General features: G+C 72.0%; 22 protein-coding genes. 8 read left to right on the top strand and 14 right to left on the bottom strand.

Annotated elements, in window-relative coordinates; genetic code table 11:
• Positions 1-219: 219 nt before the first annotated feature.
• Entirely contained in the window at positions 220-810 is a 591-nt protein-coding gene (locus tag AAEM63_RS01875) for a helix-turn-helix transcriptional regulator (RefSeq protein ID WP_341360034.1), read from the bottom strand.
• 95 nt (positions 811-905) lie between these two features.
• Here AAEM63_RS01875 and AAEM63_RS01870 point away from each other — a divergent pair, with 95 nt between their 5' ends.
• Complete coding sequence (locus AAEM63_RS01870; RefSeq protein ID WP_341360033.1) at positions 906-1112, top strand: helix-turn-helix domain-containing protein; 207 nt, start codon at positions 906-908, stop codon at positions 1110-1112.
• Positions 1113-1553: 441 nt separating this feature from the next.
• Here AAEM63_RS01870 and AAEM63_RS01865 read toward each other — a convergent pair whose 3' ends face one another.
• From AAEM63_RS01865 to AAEM63_RS01845, 5 genes are all read right to left on the bottom strand, one after another.
• Positions 1554-1769, bottom strand: coding sequence for a helix-turn-helix transcriptional regulator (locus AAEM63_RS01865; protein WP_341360032.1), 216 nt, complete (start codon positions 1767-1769; stop codon positions 1554-1556).
• Positions 1769-2245: a DUF2975 domain-containing protein gene (locus tag AAEM63_RS01860; RefSeq protein WP_341360031.1), complete on the bottom strand. Its 477-nt coding sequence runs from the start codon at positions 2243-2245 to the stop codon at positions 1769-1771. The genes AAEM63_RS01865 and AAEM63_RS01860 overlap by 1 nt, the downstream gene beginning before the upstream one ends.
• A gap of 53 nt (positions 2246-2298) precedes the next feature.
• Entirely contained in the window at positions 2299-3372 is a 1074-nt protein-coding gene (locus tag AAEM63_RS01855; RefSeq protein WP_341360030.1) for an IS630 family transposase, read from the bottom strand.
• A 176-nt stretch (positions 3373-3548) separates the two neighbouring features.
• Positions 3549-4112, bottom strand: coding sequence for a hypothetical protein (locus AAEM63_RS01850; protein ID WP_341360029.1), 564 nt, complete (start codon positions 4110-4112; stop codon positions 3549-3551).
• A 170-nt stretch (positions 4113-4282) separates the two neighbouring features.
• Positions 4283-4804: a hypothetical protein gene (locus tag AAEM63_RS01845; RefSeq protein WP_341360028.1), complete on the bottom strand. Its 522-nt coding sequence runs from the start codon at positions 4802-4804 to the stop codon at positions 4283-4285.
• 986 nt (positions 4805-5790) lie between these two features.
• Between AAEM63_RS01845 and AAEM63_RS01840 the strand changes: the two genes are divergently transcribed.
• Both AAEM63_RS01840 and AAEM63_RS01835 read left to right on the top strand, forming a co-directional pair.
• Positions 5791-7965 (top strand): heavy metal translocating P-type ATPase, encoded by a 2175-nt coding sequence (locus AAEM63_RS01840; protein ID WP_341360027.1) that lies wholly within the window; start codon positions 5791-5793, stop codon positions 7963-7965.
• 227 nt (positions 7966-8192) lie between these two features.
• A complete protein-coding gene (locus AAEM63_RS01835) occupies positions 8193-9308 on the top strand; it encodes a M23 family metallopeptidase (RefSeq protein WP_341360026.1) in 1116 nt (371 codons plus the stop codon).
• Between the two features lie 7 nt (positions 9309-9315).
• Here the strand turns inward: AAEM63_RS01835 and AAEM63_RS01830 are convergent, their stop codons facing one another.
• The 3 genes from AAEM63_RS01830 to AAEM63_RS01820 all read right to left on the bottom strand — a co-directional run bounded on the left by AAEM63_RS01830 (position 9316) and on the right by AAEM63_RS01820 (position 12489).
• Positions 9316-10650 carry a sensor histidine kinase gene (locus tag AAEM63_RS01830; protein ID WP_341360025.1) on the bottom strand — a complete coding sequence of 445 codons (1335 nt, stop codon included), beginning with the start codon at positions 10648-10650 and terminating at the stop codon, positions 9316-9318.
• 1 nt (position 10651) lies between these two features.
• Complete coding sequence (locus AAEM63_RS01825) at positions 10652-11320, bottom strand: response regulator transcription factor (protein WP_341360024.1); 669 nt, start codon at positions 11318-11320, stop codon at positions 10652-10654.
• Positions 11321-11499: 179 nt separating this feature from the next.
• Entirely contained in the window at positions 11500-12489 is a 990-nt protein-coding gene (locus AAEM63_RS01820) for a BTAD domain-containing putative transcriptional regulator (RefSeq protein WP_341360023.1), read from the bottom strand.
• Positions 12490-12854: 365 nt separating this feature from the next.
• Here AAEM63_RS01820 and AAEM63_RS01815 point away from each other — a divergent pair, with 365 nt between their 5' ends.
• Positions 12855-13178 carry a type II toxin-antitoxin system VapB family antitoxin gene (locus AAEM63_RS01815; protein WP_123916438.1) on the top strand — a complete coding sequence of 108 codons (324 nt, stop codon included), beginning with the start codon at positions 12855-12857 and terminating at the stop codon, positions 13176-13178.
• Positions 13179-13197: 19 nt separating this feature from the next.
• Positions 13198-13812: a LytR C-terminal domain-containing protein gene (locus AAEM63_RS01810; protein ID WP_341360022.1), complete on the top strand. Its 615-nt coding sequence runs from the start codon at positions 13198-13200 to the stop codon at positions 13810-13812.
• 156 nt (positions 13813-13968) lie between these two features.
• On the opposite strand, the gene AAEM63_RS01805 is transcribed toward AAEM63_RS01810, so the two are convergent.
• Positions 13969-15309 (bottom strand): solute carrier family 23 protein, encoded by a 1341-nt coding sequence (locus AAEM63_RS01805; RefSeq protein WP_341360021.1) that lies wholly within the window; start codon positions 15307-15309, stop codon positions 13969-13971.
• 120 nt (positions 15310-15429) lie between these two features.
• On the opposite strand from AAEM63_RS01805, the gene AAEM63_RS01800 reads away from it, so the two are divergent.
• On the top strand, positions 15430-16164 hold the full coding sequence (locus AAEM63_RS01800; RefSeq protein WP_341360020.1) for a glutamine amidotransferase: 735 nt from the start codon (positions 15430-15432) through the stop codon (positions 16162-16164).
• 117 nt (positions 16165-16281) lie between these two features.
• A complete protein-coding gene (locus AAEM63_RS01795) occupies positions 16282-17268 on the top strand; it encodes a bile acid:sodium symporter family protein (protein ID WP_341360019.1) in 987 nt (328 codons plus the stop codon).
• A 157-nt stretch (positions 17269-17425) separates the two neighbouring features.
• Here AAEM63_RS01795 and AAEM63_RS01790 read toward each other — a convergent pair whose 3' ends face one another.
• Positions 17426-19243, bottom strand: coding sequence for a choice-of-anchor I family protein (locus AAEM63_RS01790; protein WP_341360018.1), 1818 nt, complete (start codon positions 19241-19243; stop codon positions 17426-17428).
• Between the two features lie 191 nt (positions 19244-19434).
• Here AAEM63_RS01790 and ribA point away from each other — a divergent pair, with 191 nt between their 5' ends.
• Positions 19435-20808, top strand: coding sequence for a GTP cyclohydrolase II (gene ribA / locus AAEM63_RS01785; protein WP_341360017.1), 1374 nt, complete (start codon positions 19435-19437; stop codon positions 20806-20808).
• 336 nt (positions 20809-21144) lie between these two features.
• On the opposite strand, the gene AAEM63_RS01780 is transcribed toward ribA, so the two are convergent.
• From AAEM63_RS01780 to AAEM63_RS01770, 3 genes are read right to left on the bottom strand one after another with little or no spacing between them, the layout of a single operon-like run.
• Complete coding sequence (locus AAEM63_RS01780) at positions 21145-22326, bottom strand: glycosyltransferase family 4 protein (protein ID WP_341360016.1); 1182 nt, start codon at positions 22324-22326, stop codon at positions 21145-21147.
• Positions 22323-22703, bottom strand: coding sequence for a 6-carboxytetrahydropterin synthase (locus AAEM63_RS01775; protein WP_123916422.1), 381 nt, complete (start codon positions 22701-22703; stop codon positions 22323-22325). The genes AAEM63_RS01780 and AAEM63_RS01775 overlap by 4 nt, the downstream gene beginning before the upstream one ends.
• Positions 22704-22718: 15 nt before the next feature.
• Positions 22719-23678: a zinc-binding alcohol dehydrogenase gene (locus tag AAEM63_RS01770; RefSeq protein ID WP_341360015.1), complete on the bottom strand. Its 960-nt coding sequence runs from the start codon at positions 23676-23678 to the stop codon at positions 22719-22721.
• Between the last annotated feature and the right edge of the window lie 95 nt (positions 23679-23773).

Genomic DNA, 23773 nt, shown 5'->3' with positions numbered 1-23773 from the left:
GTCTTGAACCCGCCGCGGGTGATGCGCGTCTCGCCGAGCTCGGGCCGCTCGGGGTCCTTGACGGCGTAGATCTGAAACTTCCACCGCTGACCCTGCCGGGTGGCATAGCCGGCGATCGACCCGGCGTGCCGGGACCGAGAGCGTCGTGGGCGCCCTGAGCCGGTCCCTTCGCCGTCCTTAGAGTGCTTCCTGCGGGCCATGGTTACCTCCGCTTCCGCGTCAGTCCCATCCTTCGGGGTTGGTCTCTTCGAGGGGGACGCCCATCGGGTCGAGCTCGAGGAGCCGACCGCGGATGAACAACAGGCGTTCGCGCTGCCCGGCCAGGCGCTCCCGCAGCATTTCGGTGGGCGTGACCCACCGCCCACTTGGCGGGGTCATGCTCTCCTGGCCGCGGATGAGCTCCTTGAACCGGTAGATGTAGCCCTGACACTGGTGCGCCTCATCCGTCCAGTAGCGCAGCAGGTCCTCAGTGGTGAGCTTGACCTTGCCCTGGATCCAGGACTTGATCTCCTCGGCCACGAACCGCGGCGGCACCCCGGTCGGGGCGTGTGCGTCCTCGGGCGGGGTGAGCAGGGCGGCCGGGGTGGTCTCGAGTGCGTAGGCGAGCGTGGCCAGGTCGTCCACGTCGACGCGGCGGTCGCCCGTCTCGATCTTGCTCAGCGCCGACGGCGAGATCTTCCGACCCGCCTCGGCCACGCGGGCCGACAGTCCCCGCAGGTCCACGCCGATGCCCTGACGCGCCCGGCGCAGGTTCGCCGCCACGTGGGCGTTGGTGGGTCCGGGCGGGTTGCCCCGCTGCCTGGTCTCCATACAGGAAACGTACACAGCGACGCTAGACACGGCAATGGTCCCCGAGTAGATTCCTGGGAACACCTCGACGGCGAGGCGAGACGGGGGACGTAGGAATGCGCACCGCTACGGTCACGATCGACATGCTCCGCGCCTCGCGGAGCCTCGTCATCACCCGCACGGAGGCGGCCCAGGCACTGGGCGTCGACCCCCGCACGGTCACCGCCGGCATCGAGAACGGCACGATCCCGTCGGTCAGGCTCGGCCGGCGCGTGGTCATCCCGCGCGAAAAGTTCCTGCGCCTCTTCGATCTCGACACATAGACGCGGATCAGAGTTGGCCTAGCCCAGAGTGTGGGACGTCAGAGTGCGAGCACGCGGGGAAGAACTACGTCCCGGATAACGACGAGGTCCTCCCGGGCGAGGTTCCCAGCCCGCAGGTGCGTCTGGAGAGGTTCCCAGAATAACGCTGTATCAGCTCCTACCCGAAGTCCGAGTTTCCTCGGCGACACTCCCGTTGCACGAAGCACGTCGGAAAGTACCAAGTGTCCGATGACGTCGCATCCGTGGGGACCACCGGGGCCGGGCTCCGGGCATCGACAGCCGATTCTCCTCAGACGGGCAAACATGTCCAATTCGACCGTCACAGGACTCCCATGTCGAGCAGGTCGCCGACAGAACGGCGAAGCATACCGTGCGGAGACATCGGATAGCCGAGAGCGGCGAGCCGACCAACGCGCTCCGGCGACGACTTCGAGGCCGGAATCAATCGGGCAGGTCAGGAGTCCATTGAAGGATGTCACCCGGTTGACACTCGAGCACGCGACAGATCGCATCCAGGGTCGAGAATCGTATGGCCTTCGCGCGGCCGTTCTTAAGTACCGCGATATTGGCGGGCGTGATACCCACAGCGGCAGCAAAATCCCCCACCGAGATCTTCCGGCGCGCAAGCATAACGTCCAGGTCGACGACGATGGGCATCAGATCACCGCGTCGAGTTCATTGCGATATGCGATGGACACCTTCAACAGACCACGCATGACGACCATAAGCAGGACGAGCGCGGTGCCGCTGGCCACGCTTGCCGCCAGTACAAGAACGACTCCGGGCCCCCCAACCTGGACGACACCAACTAGATGAACCAAGACGCCCGCTGCCAGGAGAGTGAGCGCGATGGCGCAACACGTGATGACGTCCACCCAGCGGAGGGCACGGGGAGTGAATATCACGCCTCCGCTGACTAGGCCTAGCAGTCGCCACAGCACGCCCAGCGCCACCTGGATGCAGGCTATTGCAAGGATGGCAACCACGGAGTAGGGAATGACAAGATGCGCGACCTCCGGGTACTCCACTCCGATTTCAGTGGCGGCGATCGGCACCAGTACTTGCGCCAGCAGCGCTCCGAGCAGAAGTGCGCCTAACGCCACCCTCAGCAGCCTTGCGGCGATAACGTTCATCTATCGATGGTCGCTTCAAATCAATCGAAAGTCAATAGGCTGTGGTGCAGTGTCTAGTGGCCCGTGTCTGAAGTTGTCTGACGGTTGGCTTTCTTGAGGATCTCGTCTGCGGTCTTTGTCCAGACGAAGGGGTGGCAGCGGTCGTTCCAGCCGTCGATGAAGGAGCGGATCTTGGCGTTGAGGTCCTTGACGGAGCCGAACGATCCACGGTGGATGGCTTGGCGCTCGATGATCCCGAACCACACCTCGACCAGATTCAGCCAGGATCCCGAGGTGGGGGTGAAGTGGACGCGGATCCGCGGGTTCGCCGCCAGCCAGTCCCGCACCTCGGCCTTCTTGTGCGCGGCGTAGTTGTCCATCACCAGGTGCAGCTCGCGGTCGGGGTAGGCCCGGGCGACCTGCTTGAGAAAGGCGAGGAACTCCTGGTGGCGGTGCCGGGGCTTGCACGCGGCGGTGACCTTGCCGGTCGCGATCTCCAGCGCGGCGAACAGGGTCGAGGTGCCGTGCCGGACGTAGTCGTGCGTGCGCCGCGCGGGCAGCCCGGGCTGCATCGGCAGCATCGGCGCGGTCCGGTCCAGGGCCTGGATCTGTGACTTCTCATCCACGCACAACACGATCGCGTTCTCCGGCGGCGCCAGGTACAGCCCGACCACGTCCCTGACCTTCGCGACCAGCTCCGGGTCGGTGGAGAACTTGAAGGTCTCCACCCGCCACGGCTGGACCCCGTACTCGCGCCACGCCGTGGCCACCGTCTTGTTCCCGATCCCCAGGTGCCGGCCCAGCAGGCGCGAGGACCAGTGCGTCACCCCGTACTTCTTCGGTGGCGGTTTCAACGTCGCCGCCACCACGCCGCGGTGATCGACCCGGCGGGGCCGGCCCGAGCGCACCTCGTCCTCCAACCCGGCCAGACCGCCGGCCTCGTACCGCGCCCGCCACTTCAGCACCGTCGCCTTCGACACCCCGACCCGCTCGGCGATCCGCTCGTTCGCCACCCCCTCCGCGGCCGCGAGCACGATCCGCGCCCGCAGCGCCAGACCCGCCCGCACCGTCGAAGACCGCGTCAGCCGAACCAGCGCCTCGCGATCACCGGAACGCAACACCAACGCCGGGGCAGGACGATTCGCCATACCCCATGATCGCAACTCACAACCATTTAGGAACTAACGACACGCCGCACTAGTACGTTGCCAATGGCCTCGCTGACCCGGCGCGGGACCGGGTGCGGCTGCACCAGAACAATCTCGTTGGAACCCTCGTATATCTACGCTCTTCGCCAATCTCCCTGTTAGGTCACGCACATGTGTCAGATGGGGTCAGAGGATGAGCTGTACTCAGAAAAATCCAAGATGGTCGAGAGTCTCACATCGACGATGCTGACACCCTTACCGACCACCACAACTGTAAATGGTAGCAATCTAGCGCGCGCCACAAAGGCGCCCGACCTATGCGAAAGCACGTCGAATGCAGCCTCTGAGCCGTCGACCTCAACCATCGCTTTCAGATGCTGAAAATCGGAACTCTTTCCAATGATGCGTTCTGGCGGTTCACTTTTATTTCGTGCAATCGCTGGAAATGCATGAATGGCGAGATACCATTCGAGTGATTGGCCAGATTCCGTGGTTGTGATGACGGTGACGCTTTGACCATTCTGTCCATTATAGCCAAGTGTGAAGGTGGCAGCATGTGCCATAATTTTGGCGTCGGAGTGCCTGGTGGTCTCAGTCGTTTCGGCACCCAGCAGGAGGCGTGATCCGCTCCAGGCGGCACCAAGTCCATAGATCGGGAACTGTGAGGATTTAAATGCCTCGCGCAGCAAAGATGCGGCCTGTCCTGCTAGACGTGGCAAGTGCACGCTCTCATCCGTCATCGTCGATGCCTCATCGTTCCCCAGCATACGGTCCGGCCGGGAGTGCCGGCAACTGCTGCGTAGAGTTAACGCCCGCCCATCTTGGGGATGTGAGGCTAGCGCTTGGGGGAAGGTGCCGGACGAACTTCGGAACCCCCATCCGGCACTTCCGCCCACGTAATCAAGATTGCTCAGAATACGAGCTGCTCTTCCCACGGTGCGCCTGCACTGCAAATGGTCCCATCTCGTAGCAGCGCCCAGGCTGGCGAGGTGACGATACCTCTGTAGGTACCAGTGGCGAGCGATCCCTGCGTGGCGGTACCATCCCAGGATCTCGCAGAGTTCAGGACACCGGACCACGTCTTTCTGAAACCACTCTTGCCGTAGACATCGACCGCCCACGAATACCCTACAGCGGGTGTGAAGACATCAAACCCGGTGCGGACCTTGAGACCGTGTGGTTGTCCGTCAAGAAAGAGGTACGACGAACCGCAATCTCCGGGTACCACATTCAGTGGTCGCACGGTGGGGTAGCCGTACTTCGCCGCGGTTGCCGGGTCGAAGCCGGTAACGGTCATCGGGCGCACATACGTGACCGTACTGTCGGACTTATCCGGAGCCGGCTCGACGGTGGCGTGACTGACGGCCATTGGTCCCATGAGCGCCGCAGTCATGGCGAGAGCGATGGCGACGAAGGTTCTCTTGATTCTCATGCGTGACCCCTTTGTCCTGTTGTAGCCGTTTAGCTACTGAGCCGAGCGTAATGTTGCTGTTCACGGGACCCACAGGAACAGCATGGCACTTTAGGCCATGGCATGAACCTGCAATTCTTGCTAACGAAGAAAACCGTCGTGGGCCGCGTGAGTAAGTTCAGGTCAGGCAATGTCGCATCACCAACAGTTCACCACCACTCGGCAGAGGGGTCATCTCGGTCGATCGTGGGCACGTCTTGGGGTCGCGGGAGGCAGGTATGTCGGGGCTACTTCAGGAATGGAATCGATCTGATCCTGTAACCGCCCCACGCCGGGGCGGTGTCGCGTCCTCTTCAGCAGTTGGATAGCGCCACCGTCGAGGAGAAGGAGAGAACCACCGACTGCCCGCTCGCGCTCGCACCCGCGTGGATCTCCGCTGTGCTGGCGGCGATCGGGTCACGGCCCCCCGATTTGCCCACGCTCGCCGCCGTCGGCGCCGCACCTGCCCACCGCCATAGCCCGGATGAGCCGTCGGACACACCCCCTTCCCGCACGCACGGCCGGCACAGCATGTGAACGCTCCTTCATGTGCTAACTCATGTGCTACCGGCCCTGTAGATCGGTGAATCTCAACGTTGCCATCCGCCGACCGACCCGCCCAAACCCCAGTGTTTGCGCGCCAGAACGCCGGTCCGTGATCCCGCCCGCGAGGGGCTCGCGAACAGTTCGAATCCCCCATCCTCCGCCGAGCGACGGGCCCGAGCTGCAGCGATGCGGTTCGGGCCCTTCGTCGTCCCGGGGCGCCCGTCCGGCGCGGTGATCCCTGTTCTGGTAGGCACGCGCTCCCGCGGCCACAGGACCGGCGCGTCCCGTGGGCCGACGCCGCCGTGGCCGGAGTCGGCCCGCCCGTCCGGCGGCGCAGGAACATCTCGACGTGGCCGCCTGTTGGACCCCGTGACATTGATACCCCATGGGGGTATCGTCAGCGGCGAGTCCAGGAGGTTCTCATGAACGAGCACCACGCCCACACCGGCGATGAGCCGATGCCCGACCGGAGCAAGGCGCTCACCCTCGCCGCTGCACCGGCCGCCCACGACCAGGACGTCCGCCCCGGCGGGCCCCCCCACGACCACGGCGGTCAGGCGCACGGCGGTCAGGACCACGGCGGCCACGGTGGCGCTCACGGCGGTGAGCACGGGCACGGAGGTCACGGGGACCACGTCGCCCAGTACCGCCGGCTGTTCTGGGGCGTTCTCGTCCTCGCCGTACCGACGGTCCTGCTCAGCGAGATGTTCGCGATGCTCCTGGGCTACGAGCTCCCGGACGTGCCCGGGCTGGGCGTCCTGCCCCCGCTGCTCGGCACCGTCATCTACCTGTGGGGCGGCCGTCCGTTCCTCACGGGCGCGATCGCCGAGGCGAAGGCCCGCAAGCCCGGCATGATGCTCCTCGTCGCGATGGCGATCACGGTGGCGTTCCTCGCCTCGTGGGCCGCCGCGCTGGGGCTCCTGGGCCACGAGCTCGACTTCTGGTGGGAGCTCGCCCTCCTCGTCGCGATCATGCTCCTCGGCCACTGGCTGGAGATGCGCTCGCTCGCGCAGACCGCGTCGGCGCTGGACAGCCTCGCCGCGCTGCTGCCGGACGAGGCGGAACGGCTCGACGGCGACCGCATCGTGACCGTCTCCCCCGCGGAGCTCGCGGTGGGTGACGTCGTGGTCGTCCGCCCGGGCGGGCGCGTCCCCGCCGACGGCGAGGTGGTCGAGGGCAGCGCGGACGTCGATGAGTCGATGATCACCGGCGAGTCCCGGCCCGTGAGCCGCACGACCGGCGACCACGTCGTCGCCGGGACCGTGGCGACCGACTCCGCGCTCCAGGTGCGCGTCAGCGCCGTCGGTGAGGACACCGCCCTGGCCGGCATCCGGCGCCTCGTCGCCGACGCCCAGTCCTCCGCCACCCACGCCCAGCGCATCGCGGACCGCGCCGCCGGCTGGCTCTTCTGGTTCGTCCTCGTCTCGGCCCTGGTCACGGCGGTCGCGTGGACGGTTCTCGGTACGCCCGACCAGGCCCTGGTCCGCGTCATCACCGTGCTCGTGATCGCCTGCCCCCACGCCCTCGGGCTCGCGATCCCCCTCGTCGTCTCCATCGCGACCGAGCGCGCGGCCCGCGGCGGTGTCCTGGTCAAGGACCGGATGGCACTGGAGGCCATGCGCCACGTCGACGCCGTCCTCTTCGACAAGACCGGCACCCTCACCGAGGGCCGCCCCGCCGTGACCCACCTCGCCGCGGCACCCGGACGGACCGAGGACGACGTCCTCGCCCTCGCCGCCGCCGCCGAGACCGCGAGCGAGCACCCCCTCGCCCGGGCCGTCGTGACCGAGGCCTCGAGCCGGTCGCTGATCGTGCCGACCGCCCGGGACTTCCGCGCCGTTCCCGGCCTCGGCGTCCGCGCCACCGTCGACGGCCGCACCGTCGAGGTCGGCGGACCGGCCCTGCTGGCCGAACGGGGCGCTCAGGCGTTGACCGACTCAGAGGCCTGGGCGGGAGCGACGGTCCTCCACGTCCTGGACGACGGGCAGGTCGCCGGGGCGCTCGCCCTGGCCGACCGGATCCGCCCCGAGTCCCGGGAGGCGATCGACGCCCTGCACCGCATCGGCGTCGAGGTCGTGATGATCACCGGCGACGCCGAGCCCGTGGCCCGCGCCGTGGGCGCAGAGCTCGGCGTCGACCAGGTCCTCGCCGGGGTCCGGCCCGAGAACAAGAGCGAGAAGGTGGCCGAGCTCCAGCGCGGCGGCCGCAAGGTGGCCATGGTGGGCGACGGCGTCAACGACGCCCCCGCCCTCGCCCAGGCCGACGTCGGCATCGCCATCGGGGCGGGCACGGACGTGGCGATCGCGTCCGCCGGCGTCATCCTCGCCAGCGACGACCCCCGGTCGGTCCTCTCGGTCATCCACCTGTCCCGGCAGAGCTACCGCAAGATGACGCAGAACCTGTGGTGGGCGGCCGGGTACAACCTCGCCGCGGTCCCGCTCGCGGCCGGGGTCCTCGCCCCGGTGGGCTTCGTCATGCCGATGGCGGTCGGCGCACTCCTCATGTCGCTCTCGACCGTGGTCGTCGCCCTCAACGCGCAGCTGCTGCGGCGTCTGGACCTTCGGCCCGAGGCGAGCGTCGAGGCGATCGGCCGCTGAAGCGGCGCGGCGATCGGCCCCGGCACGGCGCCGGCCCCGGGGTCCACCCCGGGGCCACTGTCGTCCACAGGTCCTGGAAGGCGGGTGACCGCTCCCACAGTCATAGGGGCTAGATTTCCGCAACTCGAGCCCGTTATGGTTTCGTTATCTTCAGTCGGGCGCCACGAGGGGCCCGTGCGCCGCGATCGACGTTGGGCCTCTCTCGGGGCCGTCCGAGGAGGCTACATATGCAAGGCAGTGCTGCGCCGAACGGCACGCACCTGACCCGCCGACAGATCCGTGAGGCCGAGAGGGCCCGCGAGGCGGCTCGCACGCAGGCCGAGGCCGGCACCGTCGACGAGGCGGCCGAGCACGGCACCGCCGGGACCCCCGCCCAGGGCACTCCCCGGGGGAGCGCCTTCATGGCCGACCCGGACGCCACCCAGACGCTCACGATCGTCCGTCCCGTCCTCGCCTCCGCGAACCGGCGCGACCTGCGGCCGGCCACCGAGCCGGCGCCCACCCGGCGCCACCGCACCATGGCCCCGCGCGTCGCCGTCCTGGGCGCGCTCGGGGTCCTGACGATCGCCATCCCCATCGGCGGGCTCCCCGCGACGGAGGACTCGGCGAGTGCCGCCGCCGCCCCGGTCGCCACCCAGGCGAACATCCTGGACTTCCTCGACGCGCGGGCCGCCGCGGCCTCGATCACCGCCGCTGCCCCGACGAAGCTCATCGCCAGCCCCGCGGCCGCCGCCCGCGCCGAGGTCGCCGCCGCGTCCCGCGCCAGCGAGCGCGCCGAGCTGCCCGAGGACACCCTCACCGGTGCGAGCGGCGCGGCCGCCGCGGTGGTCGAGCCGGAGCCCGAGCCCGAGCCGGAGCCGGAGCCGGCCCCCGCACCGGAGCCCGCCCCCGCGCCGGAGCCGGCCGTCGTCATGCCCATCGACGCCGGGGCGTACCGCAACACCTCCGGCTACGGCATGCGCTCGTTCCCCATCGCCGGCATGCACACGGGAACCGACATGGCCGCCCCGCTGGACACGCCCATCCGCTCGGTCGCCGACGGGGTCGTCACGTACGTCGGCCCGGGCAAGGACGGCCGGTCCTCGATGCTCATCACCATCGAGCACCAGGTCGACGGGCAGTGGGTGGAGACCTGGTACAACCACATGTTCGCCGACGACCTGTACGTCAGCGAGGGGCAGGCCGTCCAGGCCGGCGAGATCATCGCGGGCGTCGGCAACAACGGCCGCTCCACCGGCCCGCACCTGCACTTCGAGGTGCACGTCGACGAGAACCTCACCACGGTGGAGCCGCTCTCGTGGCTGGCCGACCACGGCGCGGTCGACTTCTCCGAGCTCGGCTGAGCCGGACCTACCTGGCGGCACCACCGACGAGCACCGCGGTCACCTCGGTGCCCTCGCCGGGCGCCGAGCGCACCTCGAGGCTCCCGCCCGCCTCCTCCAGCGTGTCCCGGATGAGCCGCAGCCCGAGGTGGCCGTCCGCCGCGCCGCCCCGCGGGTCGAAGCCGGCTCCGTCGTCGACCACGCGCAGCACCACCCGGCCCGGGTCCGCGCTCAGACGCAGCGTCACGCTCGCCGCGCCGGCGTGCTTGAGGACGTTCCGCAGCGCCTCGCGAGCCACGCGGTAGAGCATCGCGCAGCGCTCCCGGTCGAGGTCGCACTCCTCGGGCAGGTCGACGGTCACGACCATGCCCCGCTCGAGGAGCGGCTGGACGAGCTGGCTGAGCGCGCCGGGCAGGCCGAGCTCGTCGAGGTCGGGCGGGTAGAGCTCGGCGGTCATCGCCCGCAGGGCCCGGACGTTGTCCTGCAGGATGGTGCGGGCCCGCGTGAGGAGCGGCCGGTGCTCCTCCTCGCTCCGCAGCTCCTCCCCCTCGATCGCGTAGGACAGCCCCGCGAGGTCCTGGATGACCTCGTCGTGCAGGTCACGGGCGATGCGGCGGCGCTCGAGGTCGGACGCCTCGACCGCACGCTGGAGCAGGCGTCGACGCACCGCCTGGTGCCCCTCGAGGCGCCGCGCGAGCTGGACCGCGGGGACGAGGAGGGCCAGCTGGAGCACAGCGAGCGCCGCGACGACCGCCGGGGCGGTGGCGAGGACGACCCGGTTCTGCTCGTCCCGGACGAGGGCGCCGTCGTAGTACCCCTCGAACATGAGGCGCTGGCCGTCGTCGGTGAACGCCTCGACGTAGACCTCGACGAGCTCGCCGTGCTCGGTCTCGAAGGCGTTCTCGGCGTCGTCGTGCACCTCGATGCTCACGTCGGACCCGGAGGGGTCGAGGATCGCGCGGGCCGACTGGTCCGGGCCGAAGTTCTGACCGATGAGCTCGTCGACGTCGGAGTAGATGATCGTGCCCTCCTCGTCCCACAGCTTGGCCCGCAGGAGGGTGTCGTCCAGCCAGGGGGCGAGGCGCCGTTCCAGCTGCGCGAGTGCGTCCGGGTCACCGGCCAGGAGCGACTCGGTGACGAGGGGCGCCACGGCGAACTGGGCGAGGCGCTCGGTGATCCCGACGGCGTCGTCGAGCGCCTCGGCCTCGGCCTGGTGGCGCAGCCACAACGCGATCGGGACGGCGACGACGAGGAACGTCAGGAGCCCGAGTGCGGTGAAGCGCTGGACCGCGGCCCGAACCTCGGACCTGTCCTCCTTCTCGTTCCTTCGCCACCTCGGCTCGCGCTCGGCGGGCCTGGCCATGTCAGCGGCCGGCCAGCAGACCCATGTGCGTCGCCGTCACCACAGCCTCGAGCTGGGAGTGCGCCCCCAGCTTGGCGAGGATGGACTTGACGTACCCGCGGCACGTGTTGAGGGAGATGCCCAGCGCCTTGGCGTTGCCGCGGACGTCCTTGCCGGTGGCCATGAGCCGCAGCACCTCCAGCTCGCGCTGGGTGAGCGTGGGCACGGGCACCCCGCCGGACGGTGCCCGGCGGGCGCCGAGCTGCGCGAGGAGCGAGGGGTGCACCACCATGCTGCCGCGGCGGGCGTGGCGCAGGGTGTCGAGCATCGTCGCGAGGGAGCCGTCCTTCGGCAGGAACGCGCAGACCCCCAGGGCGGCGGCCCGTTCCAGGACGCCGGGGGTGGGGTCGCCGGTGAGCATGACCACCCGCGTGCTGGCGGACATCGCGAGGATCTGCTCGGCCACGCCGAGCCCGTCGCCGTCGGGCAGGTGGTAGTCCAGCACGACGACGTCGGGCGTCGTCTCGAGGAACTGCACCACGCCGGCCTGGGCGGTGGCTGCGCAGCCGACTCCCGCGAGGTCAGGTTCTCGGTCCAGCGCGCCGGCGAGTAGCTCGGCGAAGGTGGTGTGGTCGTCGATGATGAGGATGCGCGTGAGGGCGATCTCGGCGCTCAGTGTTTCCGTGGTCATGACTGCTGATCCCCACTAGTCGCCCCCCCGACGGACGCTATGTGATGGGTAGGAGTATGGATCAGCGAGTCCGCCCTGCATAGGGCTTTGACCGGTTCCTGCCGGGGTTGCCCACGCAGGAGCCATTCAGAGCCCCGTAAGTGGGGGCACGGCGGACGGTCGGTCCGCCGTCGGGCGCATCAGGTGAAGGCGAGGGCCCTCCTCAGGAAGGAGTCGACCACGGTGCCGGCGGCGCGGAGCGTCTCCCGCACCGCCGGAGCGACCGGGCGCGCGGCGTCCGGCGCGACGTCGGAGGCCCGGGACAGCTGCTCCTGGATGGCGAGCAGCGCGGCGAGGGCCTGGGAGAAGTCGTCGGCGCCGTCGGCGGTGGTCTGCAGGAGGCGGACGAAGGTCGCCTGGAGCTGAGGACCAGGGGCGCACCCGAGCTCGCGCTCGAGGACCCGGCGGCACCGCTCGTAGGCGCGCAGCCCCTCAGCGGGACGACCGTCCAGCTCGAGCGCCCGGATGAGCAGGCACCAGGCCCTCTCGTCGAGAACGTCGTCCTCGACCGCCGACCGCGCCCACCCGACGGCGGCGGCGAACCGACCGGTGCCCACCGCGAGCTCGGCGGCACGCACCCGCGCGCCGTGCACCCGGGCGGCGTGGAGGTCGCGGGCGGCCTGGACCCACGACGGGCGGACCTCGTCGGCGAGGAGCGTCGCCGAGCCGAGCCGCAGCGCCTCCACGACGTGGGCGTAGGCGGTGTCGGGATCGGCGGCCGCCTCGCCGGCCCGGAGGGCGGCGTCGAAGTCGTCCAGGTCGAGGTCGACGGCGTCACGGTCCAGGACGTACCCGCCGGTGGTCGTGCGCAGCGGACCGGTCCGGCCCGCGCCCGGCTGGAGGTGACGACGCAGCACGCTGACATAGCTCTCGAGGGTGGCGGTGCCCTCGGCGGGCGGGCGCCCGGCCCAGATCGTGTCGACCAGCTGGTCCTTCGACACCGGCGAGCCGAGGTTGAGGACGAGGATCTCGAGGATCTGGCGGGGCTTGGGGCCCCCGAGGCCGGCGGCGTCGAGGGTCGTCGTCCCGCGGCGCACGGAGAGGTTCCCGAGGACCCGCACGCTCAGGCGCAGCCGGGCGGCGGGCGCCGGCGCCGGAGCCGTCGCGGTCGCGGTCGCGGTCGTGTTCATGGTCGAACCCCCACAGGTGATCCCCCACGGTCCCCCCGCGCCTCCATGCTCGCCGACGGCGGCAGGTCCGTCGCAGCCCCGGCTTGGGGTGGCCCGATCCCCAAAATTGAGGGTGGCCGGCCGTCCGTCCGGCGCAATCCGACGGCCCACCCGGGCCGTATCACCACATACCGGCCCATCCTGAGGACGGTCAGGTCGTACCCGCGGTAACACCCCGGGACCTCGGCATCCCCCCAAGTGCCGAGGTCCCGGGCCCCGGCACCCCCCACGTGCCGAGATCCCAGGGCCCCGGCAACCCCCACACGCCGGGGCCCCGGGACGGGGCCCGGGCGAGACCCGAGCCGGACGGGCCGTACGATCGCGGGATGATGTTCAGGGCTGTGGGGGACGGTCGCCCGTACCCCGACCACGGACTGACCTCCCCACGAGACTGGTCCGTCGTGCCGCCGCGGCAGGTCAGGCTCGACCAGCTGGTCACCACGAAGAGCGAGCTCGACCTGCGCTCGCTCCTGGCGACGGACTCCACCTTCTACGGCGACCTCTTCGCCCACGTCGTGGCCTGGCGCGGCACCCTCTACCTCGAGGACGGTCTGCACCGGGCGCTGCGCGCCGCCCTGCAGCAGCGCCTCGTCATCCACGCGCGGGTGCTCGAGCTGGACGAGGCGGGGCGTCCGACCACACACGCCTGAGTGCGGATACGGTGTCTCCGTGACCGCCACCACCGACGAGGCAGCCGTCCGCCGCGCCGCGCGGCGTCGTCGCCTCCAGCAGCGCCAGACCGTCGTCTTCGGGGGCCTGGTGACGGTCCTGCTCGTCGCCGGCCTGGTGGCCGGCGCCGTCTGGACGGGACTCCTGCCCGCCCCGTTCACCCGGGAGTTCTCCGCGGAGGAGACCACCGAGCAGAGCCTGGTCACGCCGTGCCCGCCCGAGGGGGCGGTGCCGGTCGAGCTGTCCTCGATCACGGCCAACGTCTACAACGGCACCGACCGCGCCGGTCTCGCCGGCGCCACCGGCTCCGCCCTGGGCGCGCTCGGCGTCGTGGTCAACCAGGAGGCCAACTGGCCGGCCGGCTCCTACGACGGCGTCGTCCAGATCGTCTCCGGCCAGCTGGGCGTCAGCGCGGCGTACTCCCTCGCCCGCCTCTTCGAGGGAGCGACGGTCGCCCTGGACTCCACCCGGTCCGACGAGAGCGTCGACGTCGTGCTGGGGCAGGGCTACCAGAGCGTCCTCAGCCCTGACCAGGTGGCCGCGCTGGACCCCGCAGCCCCGCTGGTCGCCCCCGAGGGCTGCACGCCGGTGAGCGAGCCGACGGCAGCGAGCTGACGGCGACGAGCGTGCCGGGCCGAGCCGACGGCCGCGCTCTCTGAGGGCGTGGCGGCACCGAACCGACGGAGGGGCCGGCCGACGGAGGCCGACCGAGCGCGGCCCGGCGGCCACGTCGCCGGCCGGACCGGCGGCCACCGGGCCGGCCGGCCGGGGTCAGCGGTCGTGCTGGAGCGCCTCCGGGTCCAGCTCGGTCCCGGCCGGCGCCGAGGCGGGGGTGGCCGCCTCCTGGCTGGTCCCGCGCCACCGGGCGACGGACCGCATGAGGTGGTACACCCCGATCGCCGCGGCGGTGCCCAGGGCGATTCCCGCGAAGGAGGTCGACCCCACCGACCACGTGTAGTTCGCGATCCCCATGACCAGCGCGATGGCCGCGGTGTTGAGGTTGACCGGGTCCGAGAAGTCGACCCGGTTCTGGACCCAGATCCGCACGCCGAGCATGCCGATCATCCCGTACAGCACCGTCGCGGCGCCGCCGAGCACGCCGGCCGGGATGGTGTTGATGAGCTCGCCGAACTTCGGCGACAGGCTCAGCACGAGCGCGGTGACACCGGCGACGAGGTAGGCCGCGGTGGAGTACACGCGGGTCGCGGCCATGACGCCGATGTTCTCCGCGTACGTCGTCGTGCCCGAGCCGCCGCCGGAGCCGGCGAGCACGGTGGCGACGCCGTCGGCGAACAGCGCGCGGCCGGTGACGTCGTCGAGGTTCTGGCCCGTCATCGCCGCGACGGACTTCACGTGCCCGACGTTCTCGGCGACGAGCACGAGCACCACCGGCAGGAAGAGCCCGAGCAGGGCCGGCTCGAAGGTGGGCGTCGTGAACTCCGGCAGGCCGAACCAGGCGGCGTCGGCGACGGCGTCGTAGCTCACCTCGCCGCGCAGCGTGGCCACGACGTACCCCGTCACCACACCGAGGAGGATCGAGAGGCGGCCGAGGATCCCGCGGAACGCCACGGTGATGAGGACGATCGCGGCCACCGTGACCAGCGCCGTCACGGGCGCCTGCTGGACGTTGCCCCAGGCGGCGGGAGCGAGGTTGAACCCGATGAGCGCCACGATGGTGCCGGTGACGACCGGGGGCATGACGATGTCGATCCAGCGGGCGCCCGCGAAGTGCACCACGGCACCGACGACCGCGAGGAGGACACCGACGGCGACGACGCCGCCCAGTGCCGAGGACATCCCGTACGAGGCGGTCGCCGCCGTGATCGGGGCGATGAGCGCGAAGCTCGAGCCGAGGTAGCTCGGCAGCCGCCCACCGGTGATGACGAGGAAGAGGAGCGTGCCGACGGCGGAGAAGAACAGCGTCGTGGCCGGCGGGAAACCGGTGAGCAGCGGGACGAGGAAGGTCGCGCCGAACATCGCGACCACGTGCTGCGCCCCGATGCCGATGGTGCTGGGCCAGCTCAGCCGCTCCCCCGGTGCGACCACCTCCCCGGGCGGTAGGTGCCCACCGTCCCCGTGGACCGTCCACCGGCCGAACCTCGTCGTTGCCATGTCACCCTCCGCTGCTGATCGCGCCGTGCGCCCACGCCGTCGTAGGGGCTGGTCGGGCGAAAGGGTAGCGCCGCGGACAGGCTCCGGTACCGGTCGTCCGTCCCGGTTACCCTCGTGCCCGTGAAACCGTTCCTGCTGCTGGCCACGCGGCCCGAGGACGCCGCGGCCGACGGCGAGTACGAGGCGTTCCTGCGCCATGCCGGTCTGCAGGAGCGCGAGCTGGTGCGGATCCGGGTCGAGTCGGTGCCGATCCCGGTGCTCGACCCGGCCGACTGGTCGGGCATCTTCGTCGGTGGCAGCCCGTTCACCGGCTCGATCCCGCGCGAGCACAAGGGCGACACCCAGCTGCGGGTGGAGGCCGAGCTCGCCCGGGTGCTGGACATGGTGGTCGACGTCGACTTCCCGTTCCTGGGGGCCTGCTACGGCGTCGGCACGCTCGGCAGCCACCAGGGCGCCTCGATCGACGGTACCTACGCCGAGCCCATCTCCGCGCCGACGGTCGAGCTGACCGAGGCCGGGCTCGTCGACCCCCTGCTCGCCGGTGTCGCCCCGCAGTTCCAGGCGTTCGTCGGTCACAAGGAGGCCGTGAGCCGGCTGCCCGAGCACGCGGTGCTCCTCGCCCGCTCGGCCAGCTGCCCGGTGCAGATGTTCCGGGTCAAGACCCATCTCTACGCCACCCAGTTCCACCCCGAGCTCGACCGGACGGGTCTCATGGAGCGGGTGCGGATCTACCGCGACGCCGGGTACTACGAGCCCGGCGAGGAGGCGGCCATCGAGACCATGGCAGCAGCGGCCACGGTCGACAGCGCGCACCGGCTGCTGCGCAACTTCGTGGAGCGCTACGCCCGGTACTGAGCCGTCAGGTGCTCCGCCCGGCACCTCGCCGTCTGGCCATTCGCGCAGCCGTTCCACCGTCTCAATTCGCGAGATGAGGCGTCCCGAATGTCGGGCACGGGCGGATCATCGTCGACCATGGACGCCAAGACCACCACCCCCGAGGATGCGAGCGCACGCGTCGCCGTCACCCTCTTCCCGCTGCTCATCCTCGCCGGTGCGGGGGTCGCCTTCCTCACCCCCGGCACGTTCACGGGCCTCGGCCTGGGGGCGTGGATCACCCCGCTGCTCGGGATCATCATGTTCGGGATGGGCCTGACGCTCACGGTCCCCGACTTCAAGCTCGTCGTGACCCGTCCGCTGCCGATCCTCCTGGGCGTCGTCGCGCAGTTCTCGATCATGCCGCTGCTCGGCGCCCTCATCGCCTGGGTCCTGCAGCTCCCGGCCGAGCTCGCCGCGGGCGTCATCCTCGTCGGCTCGGTCCCCGGCGGGACGGCGTCCAACGTGGTCACCTACCTCGCCAAGGGCGACACCGCCCTGTCCGTGGCGATGACGTCGGTGTCGACCCTGCTCGCCCCGCTGCTCACCCCGCTGCTCGCCCTGTGGCTCGCCGGGACCTACATGCCGGTCGACGGCCCGGCCATGGCCCTGTCCATCCTCCAGATCGTCCTCGTCCCCGTGGCGCTCGGCCTGGTCGTGCGGCTGCTCCTGCCCCGCGTGGTCACGCGGCTGCTGCCGGTGCTGCCCTGGGTCTCGGTCGTCGCGATCACCCTGGTCGTCGTCGCGGTCGTGGCCGGCAGCGCCGACCGGATCGTCGAGGCGGGCGCCATCGTGCTGCTCGCCGTCGTCCTGCACAACGGGCTGGGCTACGCGGTGGGCTACGGCTTCGCCGCCCTGACCCGGCAGCCCGAGCGCGTCCGGCGCACGGTCGCGGTCGAGGTCGGGATGCAGAACTCCGGTCTCGCCGCCGGCCTCGCGGCCCAGCACCTCAGCCCCCTGGCGGCCCTGCCCGGTGCGGTCTTCTCCGTCTGGCACAACGTCTCCGGTGCCCTGCTCGCGGCGTACCTGCGCCGCCGCCCGCTGCCGGCCGGCGACAGGCGCGAGCCCGCCGCCGTCGCCTCCTGACCACCGTCCGGAGGCGTGGCCGGGTCACGCGTCCGCCGGGCCGGGCAGCGCGAGGGCCTCGGCGCACCCACCGGTGCGTCGAGGCCCTCGGCCGTCCTCGGCTCGCCGCTTCCCGACGAGCCCGACAGGGGTCAGTGGAGGCGGCGAGCCCGCAGGGTCAGCGAGCGGTGCCGGGGCGTCCCTCGGCCCAGCCGGTGCGCTCGCCGGCGACCTCGCCGACGGCGTACACCGTGGTGGTCCCGGAGACCTCGTTCCCAGCCACGAGCAGCGGCCCGCCGGTCGGGGAGTCGGTGGCGGAGACGAAGACGAGGCCCTCGGGCCCGAGGTCACCGGCGTCCGCGAGAGCCTGCTCGCCCGCGGCGTCGCCCTGCTCGTAGGCGTCCTCGACCGAGACCGAGAAGTTCCGGTTGTTGACGTAGGTGACGAAGAAGGACTCCGCCGGCACCGTGACGTCGTAGACCATGACGCCACCGACACGCTCGAGCCCGACGAAGGCGTAGGTGCGGCCCCGGACCTCACCCACGGCCACGGCCTCCGGCTCGGGACCCTTGGCGTCCGAGCGTGAGTCGGTCTCGGTGGCGGAGTGGTTGGAGTTGAAGCCCGATCCGCCGTCGGCCGTGACTGAGGCCAGGGCCTCGGCGGTGATCTGCTCCAGGTCGTCACCGGAGTCGAAGACGAGGTCGCCGTCGGTGCTCCACACGGAGAAGGACCGTGCGCCGAAGGAGTGCAGCTCCTCGACGCAGCTCCCGTCGGCGGAGAGGCCGGAGGAGACGGACACCTCGAGCCGGCCGAGAGCGGCGAGGTCACCGGACGCGGCGAGGCCGGCCTCGGTGGCCGCGCACAGCGCCGGGGTGCCGTCCTCCCCCAGGTCACCGGCGCGCTGGGCGTCGACCCAGGTCACCTCACCCTCGTCCCACTCTCGGGCGTCACCCTCGTTGGCGGTGACCAGGTACTCCTCACCGCGCGTGGTGAAAGCGGCGACGGCGTCGGGCATGTACAGGCCCTGGACCGGCCGGGGAGCGATGTCGACCGCGTCGTCCCGGTCGGAGACGTCCAGGCCGTTGCCGGCAAGGGAGTGGTCCTTGGTGCCCAGCGCACGGACCTCGGTGACCGTGGCGGAGGCCAGGTCCACCACGGCGAGGGCGTTGTTCTCCTGGAGGGTGACGTACGCGGTGCGCGAGCGGGCGTCGACGGCGACGTACTCCGGCTCGAGGTTCTGCGCCGCGAGGTAGCCCGCCTCCCCCTCGAGCGGGACCTCGGGGCCGAAGACGCGCACGCCGTCGGGCAGCTCGACGTCGCGGAGGTCAGCGTGGGCCACGGCGTCCTCGTCGGGGGCGGCGACCGTGCGGGGCAGGTCGACCACCGAGACGCTGCCCTCGGGGTCGACGGAGTAGTCCGCCGCGGGCTCGCCCTCGTTGGCCACGACGGCGCGACGGCCGTCAGGGGTGACGGTGACCATGTCGGGCTGGGCGCCGACCGTCACCGAGCCGAGGACCTGCAGGCTGCGGGCGTCGAAGAACACGAGCCGGCCGTCGGAGACCTTGTCGGCGGCCTCGACCGCGACGACGCCCAGCCCGTCCGGGCGTACCGCCACCGAGTTGGCCACGGCGCCCGGGGCGATCTCGGTGTCCAGGACGCCGATGTGGACGGGCGCCGCGACGTCGGCGGCGTCGAGGACGTCGACGACCCCTTCCTGGGCGTTGACGACGAACAGCCGGTCGGTGCCGGCGTGGTGGGCGACGATCTCGGCCGCGGAGGCGTCGAACACGCCGCTGTCGTAGGAGCCCAGCGGGGTGAGCTCGAGGGCGGCGCCGTCGGCGGAGTGGACGACCGGCTCCGGCACGACCGTCGCCTGGGCGGTACCGGTGAGCTGCGTCGCGAGCATCGGGGCGACGACGAGCGGGAGTGCGAGCGCGCGGGCCGGCAGACGCCGTTCGGGGCGGCGGGCGGGCTGGGGGGAGGCGGGGATGGGCACGGGACTCCTTCGGTGGGTGGACCGGGCGCGCCCACGCTAGGGAGCCGGGGTGACCTCCAGGACGCCACGAGGTGAACAGCCGGTGCCGGCACCGTGGCCGGGCGCACGGGGAGCTGCGCCGGCGGTCCCGGACGGGGCCGACGGTGCAGGATCGCCGTGCCGCCGCTCACTCGCTGTGTCATCGTGACCCCATGTCTGCCGTCCCCCTCCCGCGCGACGGAGCGCGTCGCGTCGTCTCCACCACCCTGCCCACCGAGCACGGCGTCTTCGAGATGCACGGCTACGACGGCGCCGAGGGCCTGGGTCACGTGGCGCTCGTCATGGGCGACGTCGCGGCCGAGGAGGACCTCGCGCCCCTCGTCCGCGTGCACTCCGAGTGCCTCACGGGCGACGCCCTCGGCTCGTTCCGCTGCGACTGCGGCGAGCAGCTCTCCGCCGCCCTGCACGAGATCGCGCTCGAGGGGCGCGGGGTCCTGGTCTACGTGCGCGGCCACGAGGGCCGGGGCATCGGTCTCCTGGCCAAGCTCGAGGCCTACGCGCTTCAGGACGCCGGCGTCGACACCGTCGACGCCAACCTCGCCCTCGGCTACCCCGCCGACGCCCGCGCGTACGGCGAGGCAGCGGAGATCCTCCACGACCTCGGCGCCCGGCGCATCCGGCTGATGTCGTCCAACCCCGACAAGTCCGCCAAGCTCGCGGAGCACGGCATCGAGGTGGTCGCGCGGCGTCGCCTGCCGGTGCCCGACCGGCCGGAGAACGCCTTCTACCTCACCACCAAGCGCATGCGCATGGGGCACGACGACGCCCTGCCGGGTGTGTGGGGCGAGCTCGTGGCCGGCCGGGTGCCGGCCGCGGCCCCCAGCGCCGAGGACGCGGACCTGCTCGAGCGGTACGGGCCGCTCGTGGCCCTCGGTCCCGTGGCGACGATCGCCCAGCTCGGTCAGAGCGCGGACGGGTTCATCGCCGCCCGGTCGGGCGACGCCGAGAACATCACCGGCGAGGAGGACCACGAGCACCTGCACCGGCTGCGTGCCCTCGTGGACGCCGTCGTCGTGGGCGGCGCGACGGTGGTCGCCGACGATCCGCGCCTGACCGTGCGGGCGGTCGAGGGTCCGCATCCCGTCCGGGTGGTCCTCGACCCCGCCGGCCGGGTGCCGGCCGGCGCACGCGTCCTCACCGACGGGGCGGCTCCGACGCTCTGGCTGGTCGGCGGGTCGGTGGAGGTGCCGGTGACCCGTGCCGAGGTGCTGCGCCTCCCCGTGACCGACGGACGCTTCGACCCCGCCGCGGTGCTCGACCTCCTGCACTCGCGCGGGCTCGGCCGGGTGCTCGTCGAGGGCGGCGGACGGACCGTCTCGGCGTTCCTCGCCGCCGGGCTGCTCGACCGGTTCTCGCTCACCGTCGCACCGATCCTCATCGGCGACGGCGTTCCCGGGATCCGTTTTGCCGGCTCCGACCGGCTCGCCGGTGCCCTGGCCGCCCCCACCCGGCGGTTCGTCCTGGGCACCGACGTGTGCACGGAGTTCGACCTTGCCGCGGCGCGCGTGGGCGGGTCGAGCCGGTAGCCCGCGCCGAGCCGGCGGCCGCCCCACCGGTAGCCGCGCCTGAACCGGTAGCCGGCGCCCGAACCGATAGACGCGCCTGACCCGGTAGCCGCGCCCGAACCGGTAGCCGCGCCTGAACCGGTAGCCGGCGCCCGAACCGATAGCCGCGCCTGAACCGGTAGCCGCGCCTGACCCGGTAGCCGCGCCCGAACCGGTAGCCGCGCCTGAACCGGTAGCCGGCGCCCGAACCGGTAGCACCGTCGAATCAGCAGCCAACGGGGCGAGTCAGCATGCCCGTGCCTGCTGACTCGCCCCGTTACCTACGAACTCGGCCGGAACCGTCGACCTCGCCCCGACCTACCACCCCGTCACCACGAGCCCGAGTGCGGCCGCCGCCGCCCGCGCCGTGTCCTCCCAGGTGGGCAGGTTCGGTGCGGCCTCGAACGCCGCACGGCGCCACCGCGCGCGAAGGCCGGGGTCGACGAGCCAGCTCCGGAGGACCTCCGCGAGCCGCACAGGGTCGCCCGGCTGGACCGCGGCCCCGGGGAGCCCGTCGTCCTCGCGCCCCCCGGCCGCCCGCCCGGCCTCACCAGCGCCCCGGCCGAGCCCGAGCGCCTCCTCCGCGCCCGTGCCCGCCCCGACGACCGCCGGGATCCCGTGGGCGAGCGCCTCGACGACGACGAGGCCGAAGGTCTCCGTCCGGGAGGGCAGGACGAGCAGGTCGGTGGCACGCCACTCCTCGTCCAGCGCCGCCCCGGTGAGGGGGCCGGGCAGGCGCACCCGTCCGGTGAGGCCCTCCGCGGCCACCGACCGTGCCACCTGGCCGGCGTAGCCGGGCTCGGCGTCGCCCGGGCCGGCGATGGTGGCGGTCCAGGCGAGGTCGCGCAGCAGTCCCAGGGCGCGGACCAGACCGAGGGGATCCTTCGTGGGCGTGAGGGCCCCGAGCATGAGGAGGTGCGGCGCACGGCCGGGCGGCTCGTCGGCCACCGCACCGGGCCCGGTCGTCCGACCACCGGCCTCCACGCGCGGGAGGACGGCCTGCCCACCCGGCTCGACGAAGTCCCGGCCCGGCACGACGGCGCCGGGCCTGGCCACGGCGACCGAGGCGAGACCGTGCCGCCTCCGGAGGTCGTCCGCCGCCGTGCGCGAGGTCGCCACGACCACCGAGGCGAGACCGAGCGAGCGCGCCTCGAGCGCGGACCGCTCGGCCCGCTCGTCGTCGGTGAGGCCGCGCTCCTCCGCGAGCGGCATGTGGACGAGGACGGCGACCCGTCGGCCGGCGGCGACGGCGGTCGCGACGGCGTCCGGGGCTCCGCAGGCCACGATCCCGTCGACCAGGCTCAGCGGCTGCCCGAGGAGGACCTCGGTCAGCGCCGCCCGGTCCAGCGCGTCCGCGACCGGCCAGGTCCCAGGGAGGCGGTGCACCCCGACCTCCGCGCCGAGCAGCCTCAGCGCTCGGACGAGCTCGTCGTTGTAGGTGTTCCCGCCGCTGGGTGCCTCCCGGTCCCAGGTGACGAGGGCGAGGCCCGCTAGGTTCACCCCAGGTCCATGGCGTACCCCGCCCACGCGTCCGGGTGCTCGCGCAGCACGACGTCCAGGCCGGCGTAGACCCCGGGCGCCAGCCGCGCCGCCACCCGTTCGGCGACGACGCGGGCGAGGGTCTCGGTGGTGGTGAGGGTGCCGGCGAGGTCGGGGTGGTCGTCGAGGTTGGTGTAGTCGAGGTCCGCGAGCGCCTCGCGCAGCAAGGTCGTCGCCTCGCCGATGTCGATGACGATGCCGGCGTCGTCGAGGTCTCGCCGGGTGATCGTCAGCTCGACGACGAACGTGGCGCCGTGCAGCTGCTGCGCTGGCCCGAAGGCGGGGTGGGGCAGGGAGTGGGCGACCATCATGTGGTCACGAACGGTCAGGCGGTACATCGTTCTCCTTCGCTCTCAGTACTCGACGACGTGGCACAGCGCGGAGCGGTCCTCGGCGAGCCGGCCCATCGCCGCGGGCAGGTCCGCGAATGGGGACCGGCCCGTGAGGAGCGCGTCGAACGCCGGGTCGGCGAGGAGCCGCAGCGCCAGCGCGAGCCGGTCCGCGGGGGTCCGGCGGGCGCGTCGGGCGGCGGCGACGGCGCCGACCTGGCTCGCCCGGACGGTGAGGCGGCGGGCGTGGAAGTCCGCACCGAGGGGCACCCGGGGCGACGCCGTGCCGAACCAGGACATCTCGATCAGCTCGCCCTCGTCGCCCAGCAGCTCGAGCCCGCGAGCCAGTCCGGCCTCGCTGGCCGAGGCGTGCACGACGACGTCGCAGTCGCCCGCGGCGGTCTCGGGTGCGACGAGCTCGACGCCGAGGGCCGCGGCGAGGCGGGCCCGGGAGGGGTCCACGTCCACGAGCTGCAGCCGCTCGAGGGGGAACCGCCGCAGGAGCGCGGCGACGGCGGAGCCCACCATGCCCGCACCCACCACGGCCACCCGGTCGCCGAGCCGCGGCCCCGCGTCCCACAGGGCGTTGACCGCGGTCTCGACGGTGCCGGCGAGGACCGCCCGGCCGTCCGGGACGTCGTCGGGCACGACCGTGACGGCGGCCGCGGGGACGACGTACCGGTCCTGGTGCGGGTGCAGGCAGAAGACCCGGCGGCCGACGAGCTCGGCCGGGCCGGCCTCGACGACACCGACCGAGAGGTAGCCGTACTTCACGGGCCCGGGCAGGTCCCCGACCTGGAACGGCGCCCGCATGAGGTCGGCCACGGCGGGCGGGACGTCCCCGCGGTGGACCAGCAGCTCGGTCCCGCGCGAGACGCCGGAGCGCACCGCGCGCACGAGCACCTCGCCCGGCCCGGGCTCGCGGGCGGGCTCGGTGCGCAGCTCCCCGTCGCCGGGCCCGGTCGTCCAGTACGCGGTCCACATGCGACCTGATTCTGCCGGGGGCCGGCGCCGGCGCACCCCGGCGCCGCGCCGCCGGGACCACGCACTACGGTGAGGGCCGGACCCGGAGGAGCTGA

This window comes from Georgenia sp. M64 (genome assembly GCF_038049925.1).
In the GTDB taxonomy this organism is placed as follows: Bacteria; Actinomycetota; Actinomycetes; order Actinomycetales; family Actinomycetaceae; genus Georgenia.
This window is presented reverse-complemented; position numbering and strand designations above follow the sequence as displayed.

Coding starts and splice junctions, on each gene's coding strand:
- AAEM63_RS01875 (WP_341360034.1), bottom strand. CDS start 810: ATGGAGACCAGGCAGCGGGGCAACCCGCCCGGACCCACCAACGCCCAC.
- AAEM63_RS01870 (WP_341360033.1), top strand. CDS start 906: ATGCGCACCGCTACGGTCACGATCGACATGCTCCGCGCCTCGCGGAGC.
- AAEM63_RS01865 (WP_341360032.1), bottom strand. CDS start 1,769: ATGCCCATCGTCGTCGACCTGGACGTTATGCTTGCGCGCCGGAAGATC.
- AAEM63_RS01860 (WP_341360031.1), bottom strand. CDS start 2,245: ATGAACGTTATCGCCGCAAGGCTGCTGAGGGTGGCGTTAGGCGCACTT.
- AAEM63_RS01855 (WP_341360030.1), bottom strand. CDS start 3,372: ATGGCGAATCGTCCTGCCCCGGCGTTGGTGTTGCGTTCCGGTGATCGC.
- AAEM63_RS01850 (WP_341360029.1), bottom strand. CDS start 4,112: ATGACGGATGAGAGCGTGCACTTGCCACGTCTAGCAGGACAGGCCGCA.
- AAEM63_RS01845 (WP_341360028.1), bottom strand. CDS start 4,804: ATGAGAATCAAGAGAACCTTCGTCGCCATCGCTCTCGCCATGACTGCG.
- AAEM63_RS01840 (WP_341360027.1), top strand. CDS start 5,791: ATGAACGAGCACCACGCCCACACCGGCGATGAGCCGATGCCCGACCGG.
- AAEM63_RS01835 (WP_341360026.1), top strand. CDS start 8,193: ATGCAAGGCAGTGCTGCGCCGAACGGCACGCACCTGACCCGCCGACAG.
- AAEM63_RS01830 (WP_341360025.1), bottom strand. CDS start 10,650: ATGGCCAGGCCCGCCGAGCGCGAGCCGAGGTGGCGAAGGAACGAGAAG.
- AAEM63_RS01825 (WP_341360024.1), bottom strand. CDS start 11,320: ATGACCACGGAAACACTGAGCGCCGAGATCGCCCTCACGCGCATCCTC.
- AAEM63_RS01820 (WP_341360023.1), bottom strand. CDS start 12,489: ATGAACACGACCGCGACCGCGACCGCGACGGCTCCGGCGCCGGCGCCC.
- AAEM63_RS01815 (WP_123916438.1), top strand. CDS start 12,855: ATGATGTTCAGGGCTGTGGGGGACGGTCGCCCGTACCCCGACCACGGA.
- AAEM63_RS01805 (WP_341360021.1), bottom strand. CDS start 15,309: ATGGCAACGACGAGGTTCGGCCGGTGGACGGTCCACGGGGACGGTGGG.
- AAEM63_RS01795 (WP_341360019.1), top strand. CDS start 16,282: ATGGACGCCAAGACCACCACCCCCGAGGATGCGAGCGCACGCGTCGCC.
- ribA (WP_341360017.1), top strand. CDS start 19,435: ATGTCTGCCGTCCCCCTCCCGCGCGACGGAGCGCGTCGCGTCGTCTCC.
- AAEM63_RS01775 (WP_123916422.1), bottom strand. CDS start 22,703: ATGTACCGCCTGACCGTTCGTGACCACATGATGGTCGCCCACTCCCTG.
- AAEM63_RS01770 (WP_341360015.1), bottom strand. CDS start 23,678: ATGTGGACCGCGTACTGGACGACCGGGCCCGGCGACGGGGAGCTGCGC.